Source organism: Pseudomonas sp. Cab53, from assembly GCF_018325965.1.
Classification (GTDB): domain Bacteria; phylum Pseudomonadota; class Gammaproteobacteria; order Pseudomonadales; family Pseudomonadaceae; genus Aquipseudomonas; species Aquipseudomonas chlororaphis_E.
The window spans coordinates 5163778-5190256 of sequence record NZ_AP021902.1; the positions used below are offsets into that span (position 1 = coordinate 5163778).

A 26479-nucleotide genomic window follows, 5' to 3' on the forward strand; every position below is an offset into this window, starting at 1 on the left:
ATTTTTCGTATCGGACAGGGTCTGTGTTTAACAATAGGACAACCTATCCGAACGCGAACGGTAAAACTTATACCAAAAACCCGAATTGTACAGGTTTAAACGACGGCGTAGTCTGTACAGAAAAGGTAAACGAGGCCCTCATGACTGTACCTATCGCAATCATCGGCACCGGCATCGCCGGACTCTCAGCCGCCCAGGCCCTGACGGAGGCCGGGCACATCGTTCAACTCTTCGATAAAAGCCATGGCAGCGGCGGACGCATGTCCAGCAAGCGCAGCGACGCCGGCGCGCTGGACATGGGCGCCCAGTACTTCACCGCCCGCGACCGGCGCTTCGTCACGGAAGTGCAGCGCTGGCAAGCCAACGGCTGGGCCGCGGAATGGAACCCGCAACTCTACAATTTCCAAGGCGGGCAACTGAGCCCCTCGCCGGACGAGCAGACCCGCTGGGTCGGCACGCCCCGTATGAGCGCCATTACCCGGGCCCTGCTCGGCACGCTGCAAGTGCAGTTCTCCTGCCGGATCACCGAGGTGTATCGCGGCCAGGAACATTGGCATCTGCAGGACGCCGAAGGCTTCACCCACGGCCCCTTCGGCCAGGTGGTGATCGCCACCCCGGCGCCCCAGGCCACCGCACTGCTAGCGGCCGTACCGAAGCTGGCCGGCGTGGCGGCCGGCGTGAAAATGGACCCGACCTGGGCGGTGGCCCTGGCCTTCGAAACGCCGCTGGACACCCCCATGGAAGGTTGCTTCGTACAAGACAGCCCCCTCGACTGGCTGGCCCGCAACCGCAGCAAACCGGGGCGCGACAGCACGCTCGACACCTGGGTGCTGCACGCCACCAGCGACTGGAGCCGGCAGCACATCGACCTGTCCAAGGAGGCGGTGATCGAGCACCTGCACGGCGCCTTCGCCGAACTGTTGCACAGCGCCATGCCCGCCCCGCACTTCAGCGTGGCCCACCGCTGGCTCTACGCCCGCCCCGCCGGCAGCCATGAATGGGGCGCCCTGGCCGATGCCGACCTGGGCCTGTACGTGTGCGGCGACTGGTGCCTGTCCGGCCGGGTCGAAGGTGCCTGGCTCAGCGGCCAGGAAGCAGCCCGTCGCTTGCACGCCAGCCTGCAGTAAACCGCCTCACCCGCCCTGCTCGCTGCTGTCGAAACGGACAGCAGCTCCTCTTTGAAAAAACATCGCCCATGCCCGCCTGCTCGCGAAAGCGGTTCTCAAGCCGACAATGCTGTTGGCAGGTCCACCGCTATCGCGAGCTCGCTCGTACACGCACGAAGACGCCTGGCTGCCCTCAGGTCGGCAAAACCGTTTGACTTGTACAACTTCACCTCTATGATGAAACATATTGTACAAATTTCATTACCTGTACAAGATTATGTCATCCGAGGTGCCCATGCCCAACGAAGCCGTCGCCAAACCAAAAATCGCCATCAGTGCCTGCCTCATGGGCGCCGAAGTGCGCTACAACGGCGGGCACAAGCAATCGTCGTTGTGCAGTCGCACCCTGGTCGATTACTTCGATTTCGTGCCGGTGTGCCCCGAAGTCGCCATCGGCCTGGGCATCCCCCGTGAGCCTATCCGCCTGGTAGGCAACCCCACAGCGCCAAATGCGGTGGGCACGGTCAATCGCGAGCTCGACGTCACGCAACCGCTGGCCGATTACGGGCGGCAGATGGCCGGGGAGCTGGATGACATCTGCGGCTACATCTTCATGCAGAAATCCCCATCCTGCGGCTTGGAACGGGTCAAGGTCTACGCCCCCAACGGGGCGCCTCAGGACGGTGGCGGGCGCGGTGTCTACGCCCAGGCCTTCTGCGAACGCCATCCCGACTTGCCGGTGGAAGAAGACGGTCGCCTCAACGACCCCGTGCTGCGGGAGAACTTCCTCACACGGGTGTTCGCCTATGCCGCCTGGCAGCCCTTGCGTCGCCGGGGCCTGACCCGCCGCGACCTGATCGACTTCCATTCGCGCCACAAATACCTGCTGATGGCCCACAACCCGGCGCAATACAAAGCCCTGGGCAATTGGCTGGGCAACATGGGCAAGGAAGACCCCGATGAACTGGGCCGACGTTACTTCAGCGCGCTGATGAGCGCCCTGAAAAAATGCGCCACCCGCCGCACCCACACCAACGTGCTGCAACACCTGAGCGGTTACCTCAAGCGGGCCATCGGCACGGAGGACAAACAGGAGGTGCAGCACCTCATCGGGCAGTATCGCCTCGGCATCGTGCCCCTGGTGGTGCCGCTGACCCTGCTCAAGCATCACTTGCGCCTGCATCCCGACCCGTACCTGGCGCAGCAGGTCTACCTGCAACCGCACCCGGAAAACCTCAGCCTGCGAAACGCCATCTGATGAAGCGCCCAACCGATTCCAGTGCCAGCGAAGACCTCGGGACGGATTTCGCCGAAGCCTTGGCGCAAGGCTGGCTGCCGATCCGTGAAGTCGCCCGGCAAACCGGCGTCAACGCCGTCACGTTGCGTGCCTGGGAGCGTCGCTACGGCTTGATCGTGCCGCACCGCACCCCCAAGGGCCACCGACTGTTCAACGCCGAGCATGTCCAGCAGATCCAGAGCATCCTCACCTGGATCAACCGCGGCGTGGCCGTCAGCAAGATCAAGCCCTTGCTCGACACCCCGCAGCCGGCCGCCGAACCGTTGGAAAACGACTGGCAACGCCAGCGTCACGCCCTGGTGCAGGCGGTGACGCAACTGGCCGAGCGGCAGATCGACGACCTGGTCAACCAGGCCATGGCCCTCTACCCGCCCCGGACCGTGTGCGAGCAATTGCTGTTGCCGTTGTTGGCCGACCTGCAGTTGCGCTGGCAGGGCCAGTTCGGGGCGCAGTTGGAACGGGTCTTCCTGCACTCGTGGCTGCGCAGCAAATTCGGCAGCCGTATCTATCACAACAACCGCCAGTTGCGCGGCGCGCCGTTGCTGCTGGTCAACCATTCGGACCAGGTCCTGGAGCCGCACCTGTGGCTCACCGCCTGGCTTGTCAGCAGCGCCGATTGCCCGGTGGAAGTGTTCGACGGTCCGATCCCGCCAGGCGAACTGGCCCTGGCGGTCGAGCGCCTCGGGGCTCGCGGCGTGCTGCTGTACGCCAGCAACGCCATCAACCTGTCGCAACTGCCCCGGCTGCTGGTCGGTGTCGCCTGCCCGATCATCATTGCCGGCCCGGCCGCTTCGATTCACCACGCGCGGTTATCCACCGGTGTGTCGGCGATCGACGTGGCCTGGGCCGAAGACCCGCTATCGGCCTACCACGAACTGAGCCGCCGAGAACTTCTTTGAATGGAAAACAACATGCAATTGATCTGGCTACGCAGTGACCTGCGTCTGCACGACAACACCGCCCTGGCGGCCGCCGCAGCCAAGGGCCCCGTTGTAGCGGTGTACCTGCTGAGCCCAGAGCAATGGCGCGCCCATGACGATGCCCCGTGCAAGATCGATTTCTGGCTGCGCAACCTCGCGTCGCTGAGCGCAAGCCTGGGCAACCTGAACATTCCCCTGCTGATCCGCACCGCTGCGCACTGGGACCAGGCGCCGCAGGTGCTGCTCACGCTGTGCCGGGAATTGAAGATCAGCGCCGTTCACATCAACGAGGAATACGGCCTGAACGAAACCCGGCGCGACGCCGAGGTCGCCCAGGCCCTGGCCGGGGAAGGCATCGACTTCCACAGCCACATCGACCAGGTGCTGTTCAAGCCCGGCAGCGTACTGACCAAGACCGGCAATTACTTCCAGGTGTTCAGCCAGTTCCGCAAGGTGTGCTACAGCCGTCTGCACTTTTCGCTGCCGGGCCTGGTGCCTGCACCGGTCCGCCAGGCCCCCACCAGCATTGCCAGTGACCCGGTGCCGACGCACGTCGAAGGCTTCGAGCGTCCCGGCCAGGCGCTGAGGGCACTCTGGCCCGCCGGTGAGCAGGAAGCCCGGCGGCGCCTCGATACGTTCGTCGACCAGCAGATCGACTATTACCAAAGCGAGCGGGACTTTCCCGCCAAATCCGGCACCAGCCAACTGTCGGCCTACCTGGTGGCCGGCGTGGTTTCGCCGCGCCAGTGCCTGCACGCTGCGTTGCAAGCCAACCGGGGCGAGTTCGAGAGCGGCAGCGCCGGCGCGGTCACCTGGATCAATGAACTGCTCTGGCGCGAGTTCTATAAACATATCCTGGTGGGCTACCCACGCGTCTCCCGCCATCGCGCGTTTCGTCTGGAAACCGAAGCCTTGGCCTGGCGCGACGCCCCGCAGGAACTGGCCGCCTGGAAGCAGGCCCGCACCGGCCTGCCGATCATTGACGCGGCCATGCGCCAATTGCTGGAAACCGGCTGGATGCACAACCGCTTGCGCATGGTCGTCGCCATGTTCCTGACCAAGAACCTGCTGATCGACTGGCGTGAAGGCGAGCGCTTCTTCATGCAGCACCTGATCGACGGCGACTTGGCGGCCAACAACGGCGGCTGGCAGTGGAGCGCGTCCACCGGCACGGATGCGTCCCCCTGGTTCCGCATCTTCAACCCGTTGAGCCAGTCGGAGAAGTTCGACTCTGAAGGGCGGTTCATCAAGCACTGGCTGCCGCAACTGAACGATCTGGACAACCAGCAGGTCCATAACCCAAACCGCCGGAACGGGGGCGATCTGTTCAGCGCGGTGGACTATCCCGCGCCAATCGTCGATCTTGGCCAGTCCCGCGCGCGGGCCCTGGCAGCGTTCAAGAACCTGCCGAAAAGGCAGGACACTGCCGTTTAGCCGCTGTGCGATTAGCGAACATAAATAATTGGCGTAAACAGTGTTTATTTAGGGCCCAGGCTTATAGTCTTACTAATCACATGGACTTCACGCGAGACCCCTATCAACCAGCACGCGGCCTTTCGAAAAAAGGAGTATGGAATGGATCGAAGTTCGCTCCCTCGGTATTGGTTGACCGGTGCCGGCAACGGCATTGGCGCTGCATTGGCCGAAGCGATACTCGAAACCGGCGCCCGCGTGGCAGTCAGTGCCTGCTCGGCACAAGCGTGCGAAGCCCTTTCGGCCCGTTATCCAGGACAAGTCCTCGCCGTGCCCGGCAACCTCAGTGACAGCCAGACCGTGCGCGAGATCGGCGAGACGATCGCCCGGCAATGGGGCGCCCTGGACCGGGTGATCCTAAACGCCGGCACCGCCGAATACGTCCACGGGCAGCCCTTGGAACAGACGATGATCGAGCACATCGTGCGCAGCAACCTGCTGGCCGCCAGCTTCTGCATCGAGACGGCCCGGCCATTGCTGGGCGCTGGCAGCTATCCGCACCTGGTGGGCCTTACCAGCCCCGTGACCTACCTGACGTCCTTGCAAGCCGCCGGTGGCAGTTCGTTGCGCGAACTGTTCGAGACGGCTCGCCAGACATTGGTCGCCGAGGGGACCGACGTGACGCTGGTCACTCCAGGGGTCGACAGTGCGTCACTGAGCGTCGACGACTGTTTCCCCAAGCCGGCCCATTGGTCGGCAGGCGATGCCGCGACCTACCTGCTCGGTCAATTGGCAGAACGCCCGGCCGAAGTGACACTCTCGGTCTCGTCCGTGTCGTCACTCTGGCCGCTATCGACTGCCGCCAACGGCCGTCAGGCCCAGGCCGCCCCCGGGGACTCGACAAACCGGTCGCCGATCAAGGGTCAACCCTGAGCACCCCGGTTGCCTTACACTGCGCGCATGAAAACCATCCCCCTCCATGACATCGCCACACCCGCCGTCACGTGTTCGACGTGTGCGGCATGCTGCTGCCAGTTGGAAGTGATGCTGATCACTGACACCGGGGTGCCGGAGCGTTTCATCGACACCGATGATTGGGGCGGGGAAGTCATGCGGCGGCTCGACGACGGCTGGTGCGCAGCCCTGGACCGCGACAGCATGATGTGCACGATCTACGAGAAACGCCCACTGATCTGCCGCGAGTTCGAGATGGGCGCACCGGAGTGCATTGAAGAGCGCAAGGCAATTGCGACGGCGTATCGCTAGGACAGACTTATCTGCAATAAACCTGTGGCAGCGCGCCTGCCCCCGAAGAGGATTCGCCAGGCACCCTGACGGTACCTGATTCAACCTCTTCGCGAGCAAGCTCGCGTCCACAGTGAGGGTCTTGCGGTATGACGTTACAGCGGCATTGTGTAGTGAAGCGCGAAGCTTTCCACACCGTCGTTGGTCGACTTGATGCCAGCGTTGGAGTAATGCGTGGCGCGAATGCCCACTTCATGCCCGCCATTGAAGCGCAGGCCGAGGCCGATACGGTCTTCAAACTGGAATGCCGTGCCGAGCTTGTTGCTCTCCACTTCAGTGTTGGCAAACAACGCAACGCCGACACCCGCCTCGATGTAAGGCTTCACATTCTCACCGGCGAACTCATAAACGAATACCGGCGAGAACGACAGGCTGTGGTTGCTGGAAGTCTCGTCACCTTCCCAATAGGTGTAGGCACCGCTCCAGTAGCCGGTCAGACGGCCGACATCGCTCTGCAACCAGCTTTTATCCCAATCGAACTGCATCCCCAAACGATACGTCATGGTCGAATCGCTGGTCTGGCCAATGCCAAACTCCACGCCAGCCGCCTGTGCGGTGTAGGTGTGCCCCAGTAGTGCAGCCGCAAGCGCGGCAAAGCAGAATAAGCGCTTCATTAGAAACATCCTTTTCCGAACAGACTTAGTAGTTAGTTTTTTGTTACAAACAGACAAAGCTATAGAAATCCGCGCTGAAGCAGAAGTTCAGCACTTTTTACAGAATTTTCACATTTTCTTACAGGCCGAAGCTTCGCACAACGCCAGACGATTGCCATAGCATTGGTAGGATTTTTCCTAAATGTGTCGGGTCTGCGCTACTCCAGAATTGAGTTTCGCTGGGCGGCCCTTCGGCCAGCAGCGCCCGATCCGCCAGCAGGCGCTGGAGCTGACGGGCCACGGCGGCACCGGTGTCGATCAGGCTGATGTGCGGCGCAATCATTTCCTGGAGCAGCGGCTTGAGGAATGGATAGTGGGTGCAGCCCAGGATCAATGTGTCGCATCCGGCGGCGAGCAACGGCTCGACGTAGTGTTGCAACAGTTGACGCAGGGCCGGGCTGTGCAAGTCCCCCGCCTCGATCATTTCCACCAGCCCCGGGCACGGCTGGGTGATGACCCGCACATCGGCGGCAAAGCGGTCGAGCAGCGCCGCGAACTTGGCGCTCTGCAAGGTGCCCGTGGTAGCCAGCACACCGACGATGCCGCTGCGGGTGGCGGCCGCCGCCGGCTTGACCGCCGGCTCCATGCCAACGATGGGCCACTGCGGGAAGTCGCGACGCAGGTCGGCCACCGCCGCCACCGTTGCAGTGTTGCAGGCCACCACCAGTGCCTTCGCGCCTTGGCCCAGGAGAAAGTCCGCAATGACCGCGCAGCGCTGGCGGATGTATTCCGGGCTCTTCTCGCCGTAGGGAATATGCCCACAGTCGCCAACGTAGAGCAGGGATTCATTGGGCAACAGCCGCCGGATCTCCCCCAGCACCGAGAGCCCGCCAACACCGGAGTCCATCACGCCGACCGGCGCTTCACTCATGACGGCCACCGCAGACGCTGCAACCGGGATCGCGCTTGACCCGCAGTTCGCGAAACCGCGAGCCCAGGGCATCGATCAGCAGCAAGCGACCCACCAGCGGCTCGCCAAAGCCCACCAGCAGCTTCAAGGCTTCAAGGGCCTGCAGGCTGCCGACCAGCCCGACCAGGGGCCCCAGCACCCCGGCTTCGCTGCACGTCAGCTCGGCCTCGCTGCCGTGGCCGTAGAGGCAGTGGTAGCAAGGGCTTTCGGCGCGCCGTGGGTCGAAGACCGACAACTGCCCTTCCAGGCGAATCGCCGCGCCGCTCACCAGGGGCTTGCCTGCCGCGACACAGGCGGCGTTCACCGCTTCGCGGGTGGAAAAATTGTCGGAGCAGTCGAGCACCAGATCCACGGTCGCGACCGCGGCGGCCAGGCTGTCGGCATCCATCGCTGCCCGGTGCGGCACCAATCGAACCTCGGGATTGATCGCCGCCAGGCGCCGCATCGCCGAGTCGACCTTGCCCAGACCGACGCTGTCGGTGTCGTGGATGACCTGGCGTTGCAGGTTGGTCAGGTCAACCGTGTCGAAATCCGCCAAGTGCAGTTCGCCAACGCCGGCGGCCGCCAGGTACAGCGCCACCGGTGCGCCGAGACCGCCAAGGCCGACGATCAATACACGGCTCTGCTTGAGGCGCAACTGACCGTCGATGTCGACGTGTTGCAGCAGGATCTGCCGGCTGTAGCGCAATAATTCCTGATCGTTCAGCACGGCAGGCACCCCAGGCTGATGCGTTCATGGCCGCCCAGGTCCTTGCGGCTGTGGACCTCGCGCAAGCCTTGGGCCTGCAACAGGTCTCGCACCGCCGCGGCCTGGTCGTACCCGTGCTCGAGCATCAGCCAGCCGCCGGGTTCGAGATGGGCCGGTGCCTGGGCAATGATGTCGCGCAGGTCATCCAGCCCGTCCTGGCCGGCCACCAGCGCACTGGCCGGTTCGAAACGCACGTCGCCTTCGGCCAGGTGCGGATCGGTGGCGGCAATGTAAGGGGGGTTGCTGATGATCAGCCCGAACCGCTCGCCTTCCAGCGCACTGAACCAGTGGCTGCTCAGCACCATGACGTTGCGCAGGTCCAGGCGCTGGCGATTGCGCTCGGCCAGGGCCACGGCCTCCAGCACCCGGTCTACCGCCGTCACCTGCCAGGCCGGGCGCTCGCTGGCCAATGCCAGGGCGATGGCGCCGCTGCCGGTGCCGAGGTCGAGGACCCGCGCCGGTGCGGCCGGCAACAAGGTCAGCGCGGTTTCCACCAGCAGTTCGGTGTCGGGACGCGGGATCAATGTATGGGGGGCGACTTCCAGGTCGAGTTTCCAGAAGCCCTGTTGCCCCAGGATGTAGGCCACCGGCTCGCCGGAACGGCGGCGGCGCAGGTATTCGGAGAACAGCAGCGCGGCTTCGCTCGGCACGATCCGCTCGGGCCAGGTGTGCAGGAAGCTGCGGGACTTGCCCAGCGCAGCCGCCAGCAACAACTCGGTATCCAGGCGCGGCGTGGGTGAATCCGGCAACTCGGCGGCGCGTAACAAACTGGCGATGATGGTCATGTGTTCACCTGTGCTTAATCGCCAATCGCCGCCAACTGGTCGGCCTGGTACTCGGCCAGCAACGGCTCGATGACCGCATCGACCCCGCCGGCAAGAATGTCGTCGAGGGAATACAGGGTCAGGTTGACGCGATGGTCGGTGACCCGGCCCTGGGCGAAGTTGTAGGTGCGGATCCGCTCGGAACGATCCCCGGAGCCCACCAGCAATTTTCGCTCACTGGCGATGGCGTTGGCGGCGGCGCTGGTCTGCTGGTCATTGAGTTTGGCCGACAACCAGGCCATGGCCCGCGCCCGGTTCTTGTGCTGGGAGCGCTCTTCCTGGCACTCGACCACGATGCCCGAGGGCAAGTGCGTGATGCGGATCGCCGAGTCGGTCTTGTTGACGTGCTGGCCGCCCGCCCCGGAAGAACGGTAGGTGTCGATCCGCAGGTCCGCCGGGTTGATCTCGATGGCTTCCTGCTCGTCCGGCTCGGGCAACACCGCCACGGTACAGGCCGAGGTGTGGATGCGGCCCTGGGATTCGGTGGCCGGCACGCGTTGCACGCGGTGGGCGCCGGATTCGAACTTGAGCTTGCCATAGACGTTGTCGCCCTCGACCCTGGCGATGACTTCCTTATAGCCGCCGTGTTCGCCTTCGTTTTCCGAGAGGATCTCCACGCGCCAGCCGCGCCGTTCGGCGTAACGCGAATACATACGGAACAGGTCGCCGGAAAAGATCGCCGCTTCGTCACCACCGGTGCCGGCGCGAATCTCCAGGAACACGTTGCGCCCGTCGTTCGGGTCCTTGGGCAACAGCATGCGTTGCAGGCGGCTTTCCAGCTCGACCAACTGTTCCTTGGCCTCGCGGACTTCCTCCACCGCCATTTCCCGCAGGTCCGGGTCGCTGTCCTTGAGCAGCGCCTGGGCGCTTTCAAGGTCGCCCTGCACCTTGAGCAACTGCTTGTAAGCCACGACAATCGGCTCGACCTCCGCGTACTCCTTGGAATAGGCGCGGAATTTGTTCTGGTCGGAAATGACTTCGCCGTCGCCCAACAAGGCGGTCAGTTCTTCGAAGCGGTCCTGGAGAATGTCCAGCTTGTTGAGCAGTGACGCTTTCATTGCGTTTTTTTATCCGAAAAGCTATCCGGTGAACCCTCACCGAGGGCAAACAGTTCCTGGGCCATGGCCAGCGCATCGAGACGGCCCTCGGCGGTCAGCTTCTTGAGCTGGACACTGGGGGCGTGGAGCAGTTTGTTGGTCAGGCCGCGCGCCAGTTGCACCAACACCTCTTCGGCACTGCCGCCGTTGGCCAGCAGGCGCTGGGCCTTTTGCAGTTCTTCGTCGCGCAGGCGTTCGCTCTGCTGACGGTACGCCTTGAGCACATCCACCGCCGCCAGCTCGCGCAGGCGCACCATGAAGTCCTCGGCGCCGACGGTGATCATCTCTTCCGCCGCCTGGGCCGCGCCCTGCCGACTCTTGAGGTTCTCGGCCACCACCTCGTGCAGGTCGTCGACGCTGTAGAGGTAAACGTCGTCCAGCTCGCCGACTTCCGGTTCGATGTCCCGTGGAACGGCGATGTCGACCATGAAGATCGGTCTGTGCTTGCGCAGCTTCAGGGCGCTTTCCACCGCGCCCTTGCCCAGGATCGGCAATTGGCTGGCGGTGGAACTGATGACAATGTCGCTGTGCACAAGCTCGGCGGGAATGTCCGACAGCAGCACCGCGTGGGCGCCGAACTGTTCGGCCAGGATACTGGCGCGCTCCAGGGTCCGGTTGGCGACGACGATGCGCTTGACCCCCAGGTCGTGAAGATGGCGGGCGACCAGGGTGATGGTCTCGCCGGCGCCGATCAGCAGCGCCTGGCTGCGTTGCAGGTCGCTGAAAATCTGTTTCGCCAGGCTGACGGCGGCAAACGCCACGGACACCGGGTTCTCGCCGATGGCGGTGTCGGTGCGCACCTGCTTGGCGGCGTTGAACGTGGCCTGGAACAGCCGCCCCAGCAGCGGGCCAACGGTTCCGGCCTCGCGGGCCACGGCGTAGGCCGACTTCATCTGGCCGAGGATCTGCGGCTCGCCCAGTACCAGCGAATCGAGGCCCGAGGCCACGCGCATCATGTGACGAACGGCCGCATCGTCTTCGTGCACATAGGCACTGGCACGCAGCTCTTCGAGACTCAGGTCGTGAAAACCGGCCAGCCAGCGCAGTACCGAATCGGCCGAAACGTGATCCTGTTCTATATAAAGCTCGCTGCGGTTGCAGGTGGAGAGGATCGCGGCTTCGCGGCTGTCGGTCAGTCGGCAGAGCTGCTGCAGGGCCTCAACCAGCTGCTCAGGCGTAAAGGCCACGCGCTCGCGGACGTCTACTGAAGCAGTCTTGTGGTTAATACCAAGTGCAAGGAAGGCCATTCAAGGTCGCTGATGGTGACGTGAAGCCGGCAATTGTCCTACTTCGCCAGATTCAGAACAACCACTCGATCTCTATCGCCCGACACCCGCGCGTAAATCGACGGGGCGGTTATGTTTGACCGAAGGCTTGTGTCATGATGATCCGACCGCAGGTTAGTCGTCCTCTTCCTATATGAATAGATCTTCCGCGTTGTTCCTCGCTCTTGCCTTGCTCAGCGGCTGCCAGTCCATGGCCCCCGTGTCGACAGACGGTTCCCCACCGGTCGAAGACAGCACGCAAGCCCCTGAAAAGCCCAAGGTCTACGGCTCGTTCAGCGAAGAAACCATCTTCAGCCTGTTGAGCGCCGAACTGGCAGGCCAGCGCAATCGCTTCGACATTGCGCTGGACAACTATGTGACCCAGGCCATCAATACCCAGGATCCGGGCATCTCCGAGCGGGCGTTTCGCATCGCCGAGTACCTGGGCGCCGACCAGCCCGCGCTGGATACCGCACTGATCTGGGCCAAGAATGCCCCGGACGACCTGGAAGCGCAGCGCGCCGCCGCCGTGCAACTGGCGCGGGCCGGGCGCTACGACGACTCCATGATGTACATGGAGAAAGTCCTGCTGGGCAAGGGCGACACCCATTTCGACTTCCTGGCGCTGTCGGCAGCCGACACCGATCAGGAAACCCGCAACGGCCTGATGAAAAGCTTCGATCGGCTGTTGCAGCGTCATCCGAACAACGGCCAGCTGATTTTTGGCAAGGCCCTGCTGATGCAACAGGATGGCGACACCCAGGGTGCCCTCAGCCTGCTGGAAGACAACCCGCCGGAAGCCGGCGAAGTGGCGCCTATCCTGCTGCGCGCCCGCCTGCTGCAAGGCTTGAGTCGCGGTGACGAAGCGCTGCCGCTGCTGGAAAAAAGCATCAAGAAGTACCCGGACGACAAACGCCTGCGCCTCACCTACGCCCGCATGCTGGTGGAAAACAACCGCATGGACGACGCCAAGGTGGAGTTCTCCAGCCTGGTCCAGCAATACCCGGAAGACGACGACTTGCGTTATTCCCTGGCGCTGGTGTGCCTGGAAGCCAAGGCCTGGGACGAGGCCAGGGGCTATCTGGAAGACCTGATCGCCAGGGAAAGCCACGTCGATTCGGCCCACCTGAACCTGGGACGCATCGCCGAGGAACGCAACGACCCCGAAAGCGCACTGATCGAATACGCCCAGGTCGGCCCAGGCAACGACTACCTGCCAGCCCAGCTGCGCCAGGCCGATATCCTGATGGGCAACGGCAAGACCAGCGAGGCCCAGAGCCGCCTGGCCGTGCAGCGCGACGCCCAACCGGACTACGGCATCCAGCTGTACCTGATCGAAGCCGAGACCCTGTCGGCCAACAATCAGGGCGACAAGGCCTGGAATGTGCTGCAACAAGCCTTGAAGCAGTACCCGGATGACCTGAACCTGCTGTACACCCGTGCCATGCAGGCGGAAAAACGCAATGACCTGGGCCAGATGGAGAAAGACCTGCGCCTGATCATCCAGCGCGACCCGGACAACGCCATGGCCCTGAACGCCCTCGGCTACACCCTGTCGGATCGCACCACCCGCTACGACGAAGCCAAGTTGCTGATCGAACAGGCCCACCAGATCAACCCGGAAGACCCGGCCGTGCTCGACAGCCTGGGCTGGGTGAACTTTCGCCTGGGCAATCTCGACGAAGCCGAACGCCTGTTGCGCCAGGCCCTGGAGCGTTTCCCCGACCAGGAAGTCGCCGCGCACCTGGGCGAAGTCCTGTGGGCCAACGGCAAACAACGCGAAGCCCGGCAGATCTGGAGCCGCTTCCTCAAGGAGCAGCCCGACAGCCCGATCTTGCGCGGTACCATCAAACGCCTGACCGGATCAGAGACCCTCTAAGACCATGTTTTTGCGCCACTTCATCGTTTTCAGCTTCATCGCCCTGCTCGCCGGTTGCGCGGGCTTCGGTGCCCGTGAATCAGTCCAGGGCCATGGCAACCCGGCCCAGTGGCGCGAGCACAAGACCCAACTGAGCGGCCTCGACGGCTGGCAGATCGACGGCAAGATCGGCATCCGCGCACCGAAGGATTCTGGTAGCGGCACGCTGTTCTGGCTGCAGCGCCAGGACTACTACGACATTCGCCTGTCGGGCCCGCTGGGTCGCGGCGCGGCCCGCCTGACCGGCCGGCCGGGCCAGGTGGCGCTGGAAGTGGCCAACCAGGGGCGCTACGAGGCGCCGACGCCCGAAGCCTTGCTGGAAGAGCAACTGGGCTGGAAATTGCCGGTTTCCCACCTGACCTGGTGGGTACGCGGCTTGCCGGCGCCGGACAGCAAGAGTCGCCTGACCCTTGACGCCGACAGCCGCCTGTCCAACCTGGAACAGGACGATTGGCAGATCGAATACCTCAGCTACGCCCAGCAGAACGGCTACTGGCTGCCCGAGCGCATCAAACTGCACGGCAGCAACCTCGACGTGACGCTGGTGATCAAGCAATGGCAGCCGCGCAAGCTGGGGCAATGACATGACCGCTTCACGCCTGACCCTGCCCTCCCCGGCCAAACTCAACCTGATGCTGCACATCCTCGGGCGTCGCCCGGACGGTTATCACGAACTGCAAACGATCTTCCAGTTTCTCGACTACGGTGACGAGATCACTTTTGCCGTGCGCGACGACGGCGTGATTCGCCTGCACACCGAGTTCGAGGGCGTGCCCCATGACAGCAACCTGATCGTCAGGGCCGCGAAAAAACTCCAGGAACAAACCGGCTGCGCGCTGGGCATCGACATCTGGATCGAAAAAATCCTGCCCATGGGCGGCGGAATCGGCGGCGGCAGTTCAAATGCGGCGACGACTTTGCTTGGGCTCAACCACCTCTGGCAACTGGGTTGGGACGCCGATCGGCTGGCGGCGCTGGGCCTGGAACTGGGGGCCGATGTCCCGGTTTTCGTGCGTGGGCACGCCGCTTTTGCCGAGGGCGTCGGGGAAAAACTCACGCCGGTGGAGCCCGAAGAACCCTGGTACCTGGTACTGGTGCCGCAAGTCTCTGTAAGTACAGCAGAAATTTTTTCAGATCCACTGTTGACACGTAACTCTCCTCCCATTAAAGTGCGCCCCGTTCCCAAGGGAAACAGTCGAAATGACTGCTTACCGGTGGTAGCGAGGCGTTATCCAGATGTTCGTAACGCCTTGAATTTGTTAGGTAAATTTACCGAAGCAAAACTCACCGGAACTGGAAGTTGTGTGTTTGGGGGCTTCCCAAGCAAAGCTGAAGCTGATAAAGTCTCGGCCCTTCTTACAGAGACCCTTACAGGGTTTGTAGCAAAAGGAAGCAACGTTTCGATGTTGCACCGCAAGCTGCAAAGTCTGCTCTAAAAGGAATCGAGTGCTGGGCACTCGCAGCAACAGATACAGGGGCGTCGCCAAGCGGTAAGGCAGCAGGTTTTGATCCTGCCATGCGTTGGTTCGAATCCAGCCGCCCCTGCCATTTTCCTATACTCATCCAGGTATACCCTCAGCCTTCAGGTACTGCGCGTGTCCAAGATGATGGTCTTTACGGGGAACGCTAACCCCGATCTGGCTCGGCGTGTCGTACGTCAGCTGCATATCCCTCTCGGTGACATTTCTGTCGGTAAGTTCTCCGACGGCGAAATCACTGCCGAGATCAATGAAAACGTTCGCGGTAAAGACGTCTTCATTATTCAGCCGACCTGCGCTCCGACCAACGATAACCTGATGGAACTCGTCGTGATGGCTGATGCCTTCCGCCGTTCCTCGGCTACTCGTATCACTGCTGTTATTCCTTACTTTGGTTATGCCCGCCAGGATCGCCGTCCGCGTTCCGCACGTGTGGCCATCAGCGCGAAAGTCGTGGCTGATATGCTCACCGTCGTTGGCATCGACCGTGTTCTCACGGTTGACCTGCACGCTGACCAGATCCAGGGTTTCTTCGATATTCCCGTGGACAACATCTACGGCTCCCCCGTTCTGGTGGATGACATTGAAGACCAGCGCTTCGAAAACCTGATGATCGTCTCCCCGGACATTGGCGGTGTCGTGCGTGCACGTGCCGTTGCCAAATCCCTGGGCGTGGACCTGGGTATCATCGACAAACGTCGTGAGAAGGCCAATCACTCCGAAGTGATGCACATCATCGGCGACGTCGAAGGACGTACCTGTATCCTGGTCGACGACATGGTCGATACCGCCGGCACCTTGTGCCACGCGGCCAAGGCCCTGAAAGAGCACGGCGCAGCCAAGGTCTTTGCCTACTGCACACACCCTGTGCTGTCGGGTCGGGCGATCGAGAACATTGAAAATTCCGTGCTGGACGAACTGGTGGTGACCAACACCATCCCGTTGTCCGCAGCAGCACAAGCCTGTGCACGTATCCGTCAACTGGATATCGCACCGGTTGTTGCCGAAGCGGTTCGCCGCATCAGCAATGAAGAATCGATCAGCGCGATGTTCCGCTAAGGGCCCTGCCCTCGCGATGACATCTCGTTGACGAAAAGCGCCCCGCCCCGGCATTCACTGTCGGGGCGGGGCTTTTTTGCCCATATCGCCTTTAGCGCTGGTCGCAAACGCTGGGGCGAGTATGGTTATCCTGGAGATACAACATGAACGATTTTACTCTGAATGCTGAAGTGCGTTCCGACCTGGGGAAAGGTGCGAGCCGCCGCCTGCGTCGTCTCGCAAGCCTGGTTCCAGCTGTAGTCTACGGTGGCGACAAAGCCCCTGAGTCCATCAGCATGCTGGCCAAAGACGTTGCCAAACTGCTCGAAAACGAAGCGGCCTACAGCCACATCATCGAGCTGAACGTAGGTGGTTCCAAGCAGAACGTCGTGATCAAGGCCCTGCAACGCCACCCAGCCAAAGGCCACGTGCTGCACGCCGACTTCGTCCGCGTTGTTGCCGGTCAGAAGCTGACTGCTGTTGTTCCAGTGCACTTCATCAACGAAGCTGCTCCGGTCAAGAAAGGCGGCGAAATCTCGCACGTGACTTCGGAAATCGAAGTGTCCTGCCTGCCGAAAGACCTGCCTGAATTCATCGAAGTCGACCTGGCTGACGCCGAAATCGGCACGATCATTCACCTGTCCGACCTCAAGGCTCCTAAAGGCGTTGAGTTTGTTGCCCTGGCACACGGCGATGACAAGGCTGTTGCCAACGTCCACGCTCCACGTGTTGCTCCAGAAGCTACCGAAGAAGGCGCTGCAGAGTAATTTCACTCTGTCGCCGGAGTGACCGGAACCATCGCGGACTGGAACGTAGCGAGACAGCGGGCGAGAACGCGAAGTTTACTTAACGGTAGATCCGCACTGTTCATCCACTGTCGCTTCGAACTGACCGCGACGTTATCCACACTCCAGGAAGGGCCCCTATCGTGACTGCCATAAAACTGATCGTTGGCTTGGGAAATCCAGGCGCTGAATACGAACAGACCCGGCATAACGCAGGGGCCCTTTTTGTTGAGCGCATCGCGCACGCGCAAGGCGTCAGCCTGGCAGCCGATCGCAAATATTTCGGCCTGACCGGGCGCTTCTCGCATCAGGGTCAGGATGTTCGCCTGTTGATTCCCACCACCTACATGAACCGTAGCGGCCAGGCCGTGGCGGCATTGGCTGGTTTCTTTCGCATCAAGCCGGAAGAAATCCTGGTGGCCCACGACGAACTCGACCTGCCTCCGGGCGTTGCCAAGCTCAAGCAGGGCGGCGGCCACGGCGGTCACAACGGGTTGCGCGACATCATCGCGCAACTGGGCAATCAGAATACCTTTTACCGCCTGCGGCTCGGCGTTGGCCACCCGGGCGTTGCCAGCATGGTTTCAAACTTTGTCCTGGGTCGTGCGCCTCGCGCCGAACAGGAAAAACTCGATGCCAGCATCGACTTTGCCCTCGGCGTGCTGCCGGATATCCTCGCCGGTGAATGGAACCGCGCGATGAAAAACCTGCACAGCCAGAAGGCCTGACACTCACTCCTCGGGGAAACACCATGGGATTCAATTGCGGCATCGTCGGCCTGCCTAACGTCGGTAAGTCCACCCTGTTCAACGCCCTGACCAAATCCGGTATCGCGGCCGAGAACTTCCCCTTCTGCACCATTGAGCCGAACAGCGGCATCGTGCCGATGCCCGATGCGCGCCTGGACGCCCTGGCGGCAATCGTAAATCCCAAGCGCATCCTGCCGACCACCATGGAATTCGTCGACATCGCGGGCCTGGTGGCCGGTGCTTCGAAAGGCGAAGGCCTGGGCAACAAGTTCCTGGCCAACATCCGTGAAACCGATGCCATCGCCCACGTGGTGCGCTGCTTCGAAGACGAGAACGTGATTCACGTCTCCAACAGCGTCGACCCCAAGCGCGACATTGAGATCATCGACCTGGAACTGATCTTCGCCGACCTCGACAGCTGCGAGAAGCAACTGCAGAAAGTCGCCCGCAATGCCAAGGGTGGCGACAAGGACGCCGTGGTCCAGAAAGGCTTGCTGGAGCAACTGATCGCCCACTTCACCGAAGGCAAGCCTGCGCGCAGCCTGATGAAAAACATGGGCGCCGACGAGAAGCAGGTGATCAAGGGCTTCCACCTGCTGACCACCAAGCCGGTGATGTACATCGCCAACGTCGCTGAAGACGGCTTCGAAAACAACCCGCACCTGGACGTGGTCAAGGCCATCGCCGAAGAAGAAGGCGCCGTGGTCGTTCCGGTCTGCAACAAGATCGAAGCGGAAATCGCCGAGCTGGACGACGGCGAAGAGAAGGACATGTTCCTTGAAGCCCTCGGCCTGGAAGAGCCGGGCCTGAACCGCGTGATCCGTGCCGGTTACGAGATGCTTCACCTGCAGACCTACTTCACCGCTGGTGTCGAAGAAGTCCGCGCCTGGACCGTCCGCGTCGGTGCCACCGCTCCGCAAGCCGCTGGCGTGATCCACACCGACTTCGAAAAAGGCTTTATCCGCGCCGAAGTCATCGCCTACAACGACTTCATCCAGTTCAAGGGTGAGGCCGGTGCCAAGGAAGCCGGCAAATGGCGCCTGGAAGGCAAGGAATACGTGGTCAAGGACGGCGACGTGATGCACTTCCGCTTCAACGTCTAATGCCTGCCTGCTTGCGTAATCGGAAGTAGGAAAAAGCTCTGCTGCTGTTTGAAAAGCCCCTTCATTGGGGCTTTTCGCTGTCTGGCGACAGGGATGAAGCCATCGCGTGGCAGCCAACCCACCGCCACGCGACCGTCTCGAGCAGGCATCAGGTCAACAGATGCCCTGGATCGACCTCTGGCGCGACGCCAACCATCCCTACCCCGGCATCAGGCGCGAAGATCATGCGGTCCTCGTCAAGGCTTTCCCGCCAGTCTCCAGCAAGGCCGATCTGGAACCAGTGGCCCTGTGCATCCGCCTCTACATCCTTCAGGTAGGTGCGATCCGATGCTTGGTTGTAAACCACCTTCAGCGTCGTGCCCGTCCCCTCTCCGAAGCCGGTATAGCCCAGCGCCGATACATCGATCCTGTCGTCGACCGTGAAGCCTTCGATAAGGTCGGTGAAGCTCTGGCTGTCCGTGCGATAGCTGTCCTCGGTGGAGGTATAGCGGAAAATGTCGGCGTTCTGCTGATGATCGGTCCAGAGAGAGAGGTCGGTTCTGTCGCCGCCGTTGAGGCGGTCAGCGCCCCTGCCGCCGATGATGACATCTGCGCCCGCACCGCCGTTGATGCGATCATTACCGTCCAGGCCATAGATGATTTCCGACAAGGCAGAACCGGTGATCGTGTCCTGGGTAGCCGAACCTTCTACAGTGGGCGCGGTGAACACCAGGTGGGTGCCGTTCAACTGCCCCACCCAATTGCCGTCCAGGGCCAACTCAAACCGCTGCCCAGCGGCGTCGGCATCGAAGCTCTTGAGGTAGGTGCGCGTGCCGTCGGCGCTGGCCACCACGGCCAAGGTTGCGTCGTGACCATTGCCGATGCCGATGAAGCCCAGGCCTATAAGGTCGATGCGATCCTGAAAGGCATCGAAGTCCAGGATTCGGTCGCTGCTGTTTTGCGTATCGGTACGGAAGCTGTCGCTCAGTTCGGTAAAACGGAAGATGTCAGCGCCAGCGCCCCCTTGCAGAAGATCGCGCCCGCCATTGCCCTGGAGCACATCGTCGCCCGCCAGGCCGTGGATGATCTCGGCGGCATCGGAGCCTTGCAGGATTTCCTCGCCGGCGCCCCCCTCCACATGAAGATTGCCATCCTGGCTGCCGAAGCCGGTATCTACGCTGCCATCCGCGTTCAAGCGAATGACGCTGAAGTCCCCGCTGCTCGTGCCGGCAGCCACGATCTTGCCATCGGCTTGTACCGCCAAGGCCACCGGGGTGTCCGCCTCGAAGGTTACCTTGCCATGGGCACCAAAGCCGGTATCAAAGGAACCGTCAGCGTTAAGCCGCGCCACGGTAGCCCAGGGGTCGCCTGCGACATGGCCCATGACAATGATCTTGCCGTCCGCCTGCAGGGTAACCACCGAGTCTTCGCCGAAGCCCATGGCGGGGCTCAGGTAAAGGACGCCGTTGTCACCGAAATGGCTGTCCCGCTGACCATCAGGGGTGAAGCGCTGCAGGGCGTACGTCGGTTCTCCCATGCCGGCCGCATTGTAGGCCGCTGCGACCACGACACCGCCGTCGGCCTGCACCGCCGTCGAAATCCCTCCGTTGTAGTACGGGTCGGCGGGGATGTTCACTGTCAGCACGCCTTTGTCGCCAAAGCCATCGACGAACGTGCCATCGTCGCCGATCCTCGTCACGGTGGCCTGGTCAAACCCGCGGGCACTGACCTGGAAGGTGCCATCGGTATTGGCCGTCAGATCGATATCCTTGAAGTCATGGCTGATGCCGACCGTCATGACACCGTCCTGGCCAAAGGTTGCATCGCGCGTCCCATCGCTGTTGTAGCGCTCCACCTGTATACCGGTATTCAGCGCCACGGCAACAAGCACCTTGCCATCGGACTGCACCGCCGTCAGCTCGTAGCGCGACGCTGGGGCTATCGCGGCAGGGACAATGTCGATGCCTGCGTCATGGAAGCCGGTGTCCAGGCTGCCATCGGCGTTCAGGCGAACAACGCAGTGGTTCTGTTCGTAACCGTAGCTTTCCTCGCCGGGCGCCCCGGGGTATCCCCAGGCTAGGTATTCGGTATAGCCGCCAATCAGTATCTTGCCGTCCGGTTGGATAATGATGCTCTGGTTATCGTCGAACAGGCCGTTGAGATCGACCTGGACAGTGCCAGGACCCGTTCTCACGGTATGGGTACTTGTCGTCGTACTGTCGGCGGTTGCCATGGCTTAATCCTTTAAGGGGGAGCTGGACCCGTGACTTTAGTAAAGGGTTCAGGATTTGCACGCTGCCCCGACGCGCCGACGCGCCCCACTCGACGAGCGGCGTGTGCTGGCCGGTTGGCTTCGCTGGTGAGCTCAGGAGCCGGGCCTGGCATGCGGTACCCTGTAGTCGCCCACAAAAAAGCCGCGTTGATTCGCGGCTTTTTTGTGGGCGGGTATCAACCTGCCCTGGGTAATGCCCGTTGAATCGCGGGGCTAGAACAAATAGCCCATGTAGACGGCCGCGCCGCCACCGGCCTGTACGCCGGCGTTCATACCCGCCATGACCAACGCGCCCTTGGCCGACTGCAACAGCTGGCGGTTGACTGTGCTATGGGCGATCAGCGAGGTGGCCGGAGTGGAGCTCATCGCCACTGACAAGGCCAGCAGCTTGGGATCGAGCCCGAACAACAGGGCGGTGGCCGAACCACCGACCACCAGGCCTGCGCCCACCTCGGTGTACAGGCAAGGTCCGGTGATGTCGTCGTCGGTCAGGTCACGGCTGGCCAAGGCATCGCTGACAAACACCTTGCCAGTGCTGGGAAAGGCCTCTGCCGCGCCGGCCGCGCCCACGCTCTTGCCCTTGATCTGCAAATTGACCTTGCCGAAGCGTGGCAGCCGCGCACCAAACCCGACGCCCAGGCCAACACCGCCGTAGCAGTAGCTGACGTCCTTGCCCTCTGGCGAACGCAGGATGATCGAACCGCCACTGCCCGCCACGATCGCCACGGTGACGCCGCCACCGCTGGCGGTCTGGTATTGCCAGCGACTTTCATTGACCGGGATTGGGATGTTGTAGCTCATACGTTCAAAATCCTTTATGTGAATGAACCGCACCGCGGCCGCGCTGACGCAAGACGCTGGCCAGGCCGACGAAGGAGAACACCAGGCCGATCGCGCCTAGGACCGCCGAAGTACCCCACAGCGCCCCCAGGTCATCGACGATGGCGCTGCCGGCCGGCTGCTCGGGCAGGTAATGCACGCGCACAGCCTGATCCTGCTGGTAGCCAAAGATAAAGCCGCCCTGGGGATAGGATATTTTTTCACCACTGGCGCTGGTGAAGGCGATCTCAGGGTGCGAGCCGCCGGCATTCAGGCGGCTGACGACACCGTCGGCGATCTGTGCGCGCGCGAGAAACTCGCGGCGCTCAAGGGTGAGATTGACCGTGATGACCAACAGGCCGATACCGATCAGGGCAAACAGCAGGCCCAGTAATATCTTCCCGAGGGGTGACGAAGAGTCGTTAGCCATGATTGTCTCGCAATCGTCCTTGAAAGAGGGCCGTCAGGATAACAAGAAGTGTCACGCTGTCGCACCCTCGGCAAGCATTTCGCCAAGCACCTGGCTGACCGTCAACCCTTGCGCCTACGCGTCCCTGCGCATCAGGACCCGCGTAACGCGACGCTCCTGAACCTCCACGACGGTCACGTTCCACCCCTCCCAATGCAATTGGTCGCCGATGACCGGCAAGCGATCCAGCAGGCTCATGACCCACCCGGCGAGTGTCTGGTAATCATCGGTCGCCTGCGCCTGGAAACCGACGTGCTCGCGGATCTGGCTAAGGTTCAGGGCGCCGCTGACCAGGTAGCCATCTTCCTGCGCGACGATGTTCGGCCCTTCGATTTCACTGGCGTCCGGCAGCTCGCCGGCGATGGATTCGAGGATGTCGGTCATGGTGAGCAGGCCGATGAAGTCGCCGAACTCGTTCACCACGAACGCAATGTGGGTGGACGCTTTGCGCATCTGCTCCAACGCGTTGAGGATCGTGAAGCTGTCCAGCAGGTTGATGGCCTGGCGCGCCATGGCTTCCAGGTTGGGCGCATTGCCGGCGAGCATTTCCTTGAGCAATTCCTTCTTGTGGATGAAGCCCAAGGGCTCATCCACGCGACCTTCCCGAATCAACGGCAGTCGGGAATACGACGAATGCATCAGCTTCGTGCGGATCGCTTGCGGCGTGTCGTCCAGGTCAATATGGTCAACCTCCGCACGCGCTGTCATCACCGTGCGGATCGGGCGCTCCGCCAACTGCAGCACCCCACTGATCATGACGCGCTCGCGCCGATCGAACACCTGCTCGACCTCGTCACCGGCGAGCATGTCGGCGATTTCCTCGCCCACTTCTTCGGCACTCAACTTCTGCCCACCGAGCAGTCGCATCACCGCATGGGCGGTACGCTCCCGCATCGGCCGGCGACCTTGCAGGCTCTTCTTGCGACGCGCCCGCGCCAGCTGGTTGAACAACTCGATCAGGATCGAGAAGCCAATCGCGGCGTAGAGGTAGCCTTTCGGGATATGAAAGCCCAGGCCCTCTGCGGTGAGGCTGAAACCGATCATCATCAGGAAGCCCAGGCAGAGCATGATGACCGTGGGGTGCGAGTTGACGAAACGGGTCAGCGGCTTGCTGGCAACGATCATCAGGCCGATGGAGAAAATCACCGCGATCATCATGACCGACAAGTGCTCCACCATACCCACGGCGGTGATGACCGCGTCCAGCGAGAAGACCGCATCGAGCACCACGATCTGCGCCACGATCGGCCAGAACAGCGCATAGGCCGCGTTGCCGGAGCGTTGCGCCACATGGCCTTCAAGGCGCTCATGCAACTCCATGGTGGCCTTGAACAACAGGAACACGCCACCGAACAGCATGATCAGGTCCCGGCCCGAGAACGTCTTGCCGAACACCTCGAACAACGGTTCGGTCAGGGTCACCATCCAGGAAATGCTGGCCAACAGACCCAGGCGCATCAACAACGCCAGCGACAGGCCGATCACCCGGGCACGATCACGCTGCTCGGGCGGCAACTTGTCCGCGAGGATGGCAATGAATACGAGGTTATCGATGCCGAGCACCAGCTCCAGCACGATCAGGGTCAACAGGCCAAGCCAGGCCGTGGGGTCGACGATCCATTCCATGGGGATTATTCACTCCCTCGAAAAGACGTCGCAAAAAGGCGGGGGATGAAATGGAGCAAGCTGCCGGGAGGTTCCACGTGGGCGTTCATATCGACCTGAAAGTAATTGGGGATAAAAAAATCCTACATAACTTCAGGACACGTCATACGAGAGGAATCATTACAGGATCTGACAAAGCCCTGCATCGCGCACCGATGCGGGGCTTTGTCATGCCTGGACGAAGGCCCTGGGCCTGGGCCAGAAGGCCGTTGGCGCCCTCAGGCGCGCTTGACCTTGAAGCGACTCAATACCCGCTGCATCACGCCGGCCCGCTCGGACAGGTCCTTGGCCGCCGTTGCGCATTCCTGTGAGTTGGACTGGTTTTTCTGCGTCACTTCATCGATCTGTTCCAACCCGACGCTGGCCTGCTGCAAGCCCGAGGCCTGCTCGCTGGACGCCTGGTAGATCAGCGAGACGAGGTTGGAGACCGAACTGGTGCCATGGACGATGTTCTTGAGGGATTCGGCGGTCCGGCCGGCAATGACCATGCCGCGTTGGGTCTTGCCGGAGGAGTCGGCAATCAGCGCCGCCGTCTGCTGTGCAGCTTCGGCACTGCGGGCAGCCAGGCTGCGCACCTCGTCCGCCACGACGGCAAAACCACGCCCGAGCTCTCCAGCCCGGGCGGCCTCGATGGCAGCGTTCAACGCCAGCAGGTTGGTTTGCGCGGCAATGTTGTCGATGGTGGTGATGATCGCCGTGATGTCCTTGCCCGAACTGTCGATGTCGGCCATCGCGGCAATCAACTCGCTCATCAGCTTGTCGCTTTCTCCGGCATCGGCGCGCGACGCCTGGGACTGCTCGTCGGCTTTCTTGGCGTTGGCGGCGTTGTCCCGGGTCTGGGCAGCCATTTGCGTCATCACGGCGCTGATCTCGGTGATCGACGAAGCGGAATTGGAAGCCCCCTCGGACAAGGATTGACTCAGGTCGGTGACCTGCGCCGAGCTGCCGCTGATTTGCGTGGCGCTGGCCTGGACTTCGCAGATCAACTGGTTGAGGTTGCCGACCATCTTCTCCAGCGATTTGCCAAGGGTATCGTGGGGCGAGGACAGTCGGACCTCCAGATCCAGGTCGCCTTCGGAGATGCGCTCGGCCACCCTGACCTGCCGCTGCAGGCTCTCGGACATGTCATTGAGGGCAATCGACAGTTGCCCGACTTCGTCTTCGGATTTCTGCACCAGGCGCCGGGAGAAATCCCCCAGGCTGATGTTGGCGGCCAGGGCCGCGGCCTCGCGAATCGGCCCGACGATCTTGGCCGCGGCCAGCCACAGGGCCGCCAGGGCCAACAGGGAAATACCCAACCCCACCGACACTTGCCAGATGCTGTTGCTGATACTGCGCGACTGCAACTCCTGCTCCAGGGCGATGGCCTGGCTCATGACCACCGCCTTGGGCAGCCGGATGAGCACCGCCCACGGCTTGCCTGTGCGCCCCAGCTCAATGGGCATCAACACTTCGATGTTCTGCGTTTGCGTATTGAGCTGGCCGTCACCACGACCACTCTGGATATCGCGTAACACTTTTTCCCAAGAGTCGGGCAACAGCGTTTTGATGGGCTGTCCGATCAGTTCGGTACGCTGGCTGTCGGCGACCACTAGCCCCTGGTTGCTCATGATCGATACGGAGCCCTTGCCGCCGTAGAGATCGGCAGACATCTGCTCGCTGAGTTTCTGGATGAAAGCGATGTCGAAGTCCGCCCCCACTACGCCACGGAACTTGCCGTCGGACACGATCGGCACCGATAAGGTGGTCAGCCAGACGTTCTTGCCCTGGACCACGTAAGGGATAGGGTCCAACACGCTTTCCTTCAGGGTGTCGCGCGGGCCGCTGTACCACCCTCCCTTCGGTACGCCGTTGGGATGGCGGTCTGCCGAGTCGTATTCCACCAGGGGTTGCACCGCGACATGGCCGTCGGCGCTGCGTGTCCAGTAAGGCGTGAAACGTCCCGTCAATGGGTTGTTGCCATCACGTTCATTACGAAACGCGAGATCCTGTCCATCCAGCGCATCCGGCTCCCAGCAGGAATAGGTGCCATTGAACTCGGGGTTGTCCTTGAGAACACTGAGCAAGATGCTGTTGACCTGATCGCGCCCCAGCACCAACGGGCTCTGAGATGCCTTGCTGGCAGCAAAGGTGTTGGCCATGGTGCGGGCCGCATCCAAGGCATTTTGCAACTTGGCCTGGATGGCGTTGGCCCGGGATCCGGCCAGGTTCTGAATTTCCCGGATCGTTGATTTTTCAATCAACGTAGTCACTTCGTTAGAAACATACTGCTCATTGGAACGAGCGGAAAAGAGCCCGTAGACAACCAGACTGATCGACGAGATGAACAGGCATACGCCCGCCGTGACACAAATACGTGCCTGCAATGACTTGAACTTCATATCAACCCCTACTGATTCTATAAAGGGCCAGCGTCAACGACGGCGGCATTCCAACTTGTGCACGACGTAGCAAATAACAATCGATCGCTGCTGCTTGTGCGACGCCCAGGCGAATGCCTTGCAGAGCGCGGCAATACAGCTATCCAGGAACATTTCAACGTGGCAGGTCGGGGCACGAATCCAGCTTTGCGCTTGCGCGCTGGACGCGCTATTCGAATCAAACCGAGGGCCTTATCTCGAGGAACAAGGGCGATCAGGGGCAAGAATGTGAACGCCTGCTTTTGC

24 protein-coding genes and 1 tRNA gene are annotated in these 26479 nt (G+C 62.0%); 14 read left to right on the top strand and 11 right to left on the bottom strand.

What is annotated here, in order from left to right; translation table 11 throughout:
- Window positions 1-140 precede the first annotated feature (140 nt).
- The 6 genes from KI241_RS22600 (at window position 141) to KI241_RS22625 (ending at window position 6002) form a co-directional block, all read left to right on the top strand.
- A complete protein-coding gene (locus KI241_RS22600) occupies window positions 141-1127 on the top strand; it encodes an NAD(P)/FAD-dependent oxidoreductase (protein WP_047735967.1) in 987 nt (328 codons plus the stop codon).
- A gap of 274 nt (window positions 1128-1401) precedes the next feature.
- Window positions 1402-2364: a 2-thiouracil desulfurase family protein gene (locus KI241_RS22605; protein ID WP_047739444.1), complete on the top strand. Its 963-nt coding sequence runs from the start codon at window positions 1402-1404 to the stop codon at window positions 2362-2364.
- Window positions 2364-3302: a MerR family transcriptional regulator gene (locus KI241_RS22610; protein WP_042730417.1), complete on the top strand. Its 939-nt coding sequence runs from the start codon at window positions 2364-2366 to the stop codon at window positions 3300-3302. Before KI241_RS22605 ends, KI241_RS22610 begins: the two co-directional genes overlap by 1 nt.
- Window positions 3303-3314: 12 nt before the next feature.
- Entirely contained in the window at window positions 3315-4757 is a 1443-nt protein-coding gene (gene phrB / locus KI241_RS22615; RefSeq protein WP_212803028.1) for a deoxyribodipyrimidine photo-lyase, read from the top strand.
- A 141-nt stretch (window positions 4758-4898) separates the two neighbouring features.
- Window positions 4899-5669: an SDR family oxidoreductase gene (locus KI241_RS22620; RefSeq protein WP_042730416.1), complete on the top strand. Its 771-nt coding sequence runs from the start codon at window positions 4899-4901 to the stop codon at window positions 5667-5669.
- Window positions 5670-5696: 27 nt separating this feature from the next.
- On the top strand, window positions 5697-6002 hold the full coding sequence (locus tag KI241_RS22625; protein ID WP_042730415.1) for a YkgJ family cysteine cluster protein: 306 nt from the start codon (window positions 5697-5699) through the stop codon (window positions 6000-6002).
- Window positions 6003-6136: 134 nt separating this feature from the next.
- On the opposite strand, the gene KI241_RS22630 is transcribed toward KI241_RS22625, so the two are convergent.
- The 6 genes from KI241_RS22630 to hemA form a co-directional block, all read right to left on the bottom strand.
- A complete protein-coding gene (locus KI241_RS22630) occupies window positions 6137-6655 on the bottom strand; it encodes an acyloxyacyl hydrolase (protein ID WP_042730414.1) in 519 nt (172 codons plus the stop codon).
- A 118-nt stretch (window positions 6656-6773) separates the two neighbouring features.
- Window positions 6774-7565 carry a glutamate racemase gene (gene murI, locus KI241_RS22635; protein ID WP_042730413.1) on the bottom strand — a complete coding sequence of 264 codons (792 nt, stop codon included), beginning with the start codon at window positions 7563-7565 and terminating at the stop codon, window positions 6774-6776.
- Window positions 7558-8313 carry a molybdopterin-synthase adenylyltransferase MoeB gene (locus KI241_RS22640; RefSeq protein WP_042730419.1) on the bottom strand — a complete coding sequence of 252 codons (756 nt, stop codon included), beginning with the start codon at window positions 8311-8313 and terminating at the stop codon, window positions 7558-7560. Before KI241_RS22640 ends, murI begins: the two co-directional genes overlap by 8 nt.
- Window positions 8307-9137 carry a peptide chain release factor N(5)-glutamine methyltransferase gene (gene prmC, locus KI241_RS22645; RefSeq protein ID WP_042730412.1) on the bottom strand — a complete coding sequence of 277 codons (831 nt, stop codon included), beginning with the start codon at window positions 9135-9137 and terminating at the stop codon, window positions 8307-8309. Before prmC ends, KI241_RS22640 begins: the two co-directional genes overlap by 7 nt.
- A gap of 14 nt (window positions 9138-9151) precedes the next feature.
- Window positions 9152-10234: a peptide chain release factor 1 gene (gene prfA, locus KI241_RS22650; RefSeq protein ID WP_042730411.1), complete on the bottom strand. Its 1083-nt coding sequence runs from the start codon at window positions 10232-10234 to the stop codon at window positions 9152-9154.
- Window positions 10231-11520, bottom strand: coding sequence for a glutamyl-tRNA reductase (gene hemA / locus KI241_RS22655; protein WP_212803029.1), 1290 nt, complete (start codon window positions 11518-11520; stop codon window positions 10231-10233). Before hemA ends, prfA begins: the two co-directional genes overlap by 4 nt.
- 172 nt (window positions 11521-11692) lie before the next feature.
- Between hemA and KI241_RS22660 the strand changes: the two genes are divergently transcribed.
- The 8 genes from KI241_RS22660 to ychF all read left to right on the top strand — a co-directional run bounded on the left by KI241_RS22660 (window position 11693) and on the right by ychF (window position 18609).
- A complete protein-coding gene (locus tag KI241_RS22660) occupies window positions 11693-13417 on the top strand; it encodes a tetratricopeptide repeat protein (protein ID WP_212803030.1) in 1725 nt (574 codons plus the stop codon).
- A gap of 4 nt (window positions 13418-13421) precedes the next feature.
- Window positions 13422-14039 carry a lipoprotein insertase outer membrane protein LolB gene (gene lolB / locus KI241_RS22665; protein ID WP_042730408.1) on the top strand — a complete coding sequence of 206 codons (618 nt, stop codon included), beginning with the start codon at window positions 13422-13424 and terminating at the stop codon, window positions 14037-14039.
- A 1-nt stretch (window position 14040) separates the two neighbouring features.
- Window positions 14041-14892, top strand: a complete 852-nt coding sequence (gene ispE / locus KI241_RS22670) for a 4-(cytidine 5'-diphospho)-2-C-methyl-D-erythritol kinase (RefSeq protein WP_047735972.1) — start codon at window positions 14041-14043, stop codon at window positions 14890-14892.
- Window positions 14893-14929: 37 nt separating this feature from the next.
- Window positions 14930-15004, top strand: a tRNA-Gln gene (locus KI241_RS22675).
- A gap of 47 nt (window positions 15005-15051) precedes the next feature.
- Window positions 15052-15993 carry a ribose-phosphate pyrophosphokinase gene (locus KI241_RS22680; RefSeq protein WP_003171603.1) on the top strand — a complete coding sequence of 314 codons (942 nt, stop codon included), beginning with the start codon at window positions 15052-15054 and terminating at the stop codon, window positions 15991-15993.
- A gap of 143 nt (window positions 15994-16136) precedes the next feature.
- On the top strand, window positions 16137-16739 hold the full coding sequence (locus KI241_RS22685; protein WP_042730406.1) for a 50S ribosomal protein L25/general stress protein Ctc: 603 nt from the start codon (window positions 16137-16139) through the stop codon (window positions 16737-16739).
- A gap of 161 nt (window positions 16740-16900) precedes the next feature.
- Entirely contained in the window at window positions 16901-17485 is a 585-nt protein-coding gene (gene pth / locus KI241_RS22690; protein ID WP_212803031.1) for an aminoacyl-tRNA hydrolase, read from the top strand.
- A gap of 23 nt (window positions 17486-17508) precedes the next feature.
- A complete protein-coding gene (gene ychF, locus KI241_RS22695; RefSeq protein ID WP_047735974.1) occupies window positions 17509-18609 on the top strand; it encodes a redox-regulated ATPase YchF in 1101 nt (366 codons plus the stop codon).
- Window positions 18610-18757: 148 nt separating this feature from the next.
- On the opposite strand, the gene KI241_RS22700 is transcribed toward ychF, so the two are convergent.
- The 5 genes from KI241_RS22700 to KI241_RS22720 form a co-directional block, all read right to left on the bottom strand.
- Window positions 18758-20821 carry a calcium-binding protein gene (locus KI241_RS22700; protein ID WP_212803032.1) on the bottom strand — a complete coding sequence of 688 codons (2064 nt, stop codon included), beginning with the start codon at window positions 20819-20821 and terminating at the stop codon, window positions 18758-18760.
- A 252-nt stretch (window positions 20822-21073) separates the two neighbouring features.
- Window positions 21074-21661: a hypothetical protein gene (locus KI241_RS22705; protein ID WP_047735976.1), complete on the bottom strand. Its 588-nt coding sequence runs from the start codon at window positions 21659-21661 to the stop codon at window positions 21074-21076.
- A 4-nt stretch (window positions 21662-21665) separates the two neighbouring features.
- Window positions 21666-22109: a DUF3592 domain-containing protein gene (locus KI241_RS22710; protein ID WP_212803033.1), complete on the bottom strand. Its 444-nt coding sequence runs from the start codon at window positions 22107-22109 to the stop codon at window positions 21666-21668.
- 114 nt (window positions 22110-22223) lie between these two features.
- Window positions 22224-23774: a TerC family protein gene (locus KI241_RS22715; RefSeq protein WP_042729261.1), complete on the bottom strand. Its 1551-nt coding sequence runs from the start codon at window positions 23772-23774 to the stop codon at window positions 22224-22226.
- A 257-nt stretch (window positions 23775-24031) separates the two neighbouring features.
- On the bottom strand, window positions 24032-26194 hold the full coding sequence (locus tag KI241_RS22720; RefSeq protein ID WP_212803034.1) for a methyl-accepting chemotaxis protein: 2163 nt from the start codon (window positions 26192-26194) through the stop codon (window positions 24032-24034).
- Window positions 26195-26479 lie beyond the last annotated feature (285 nt).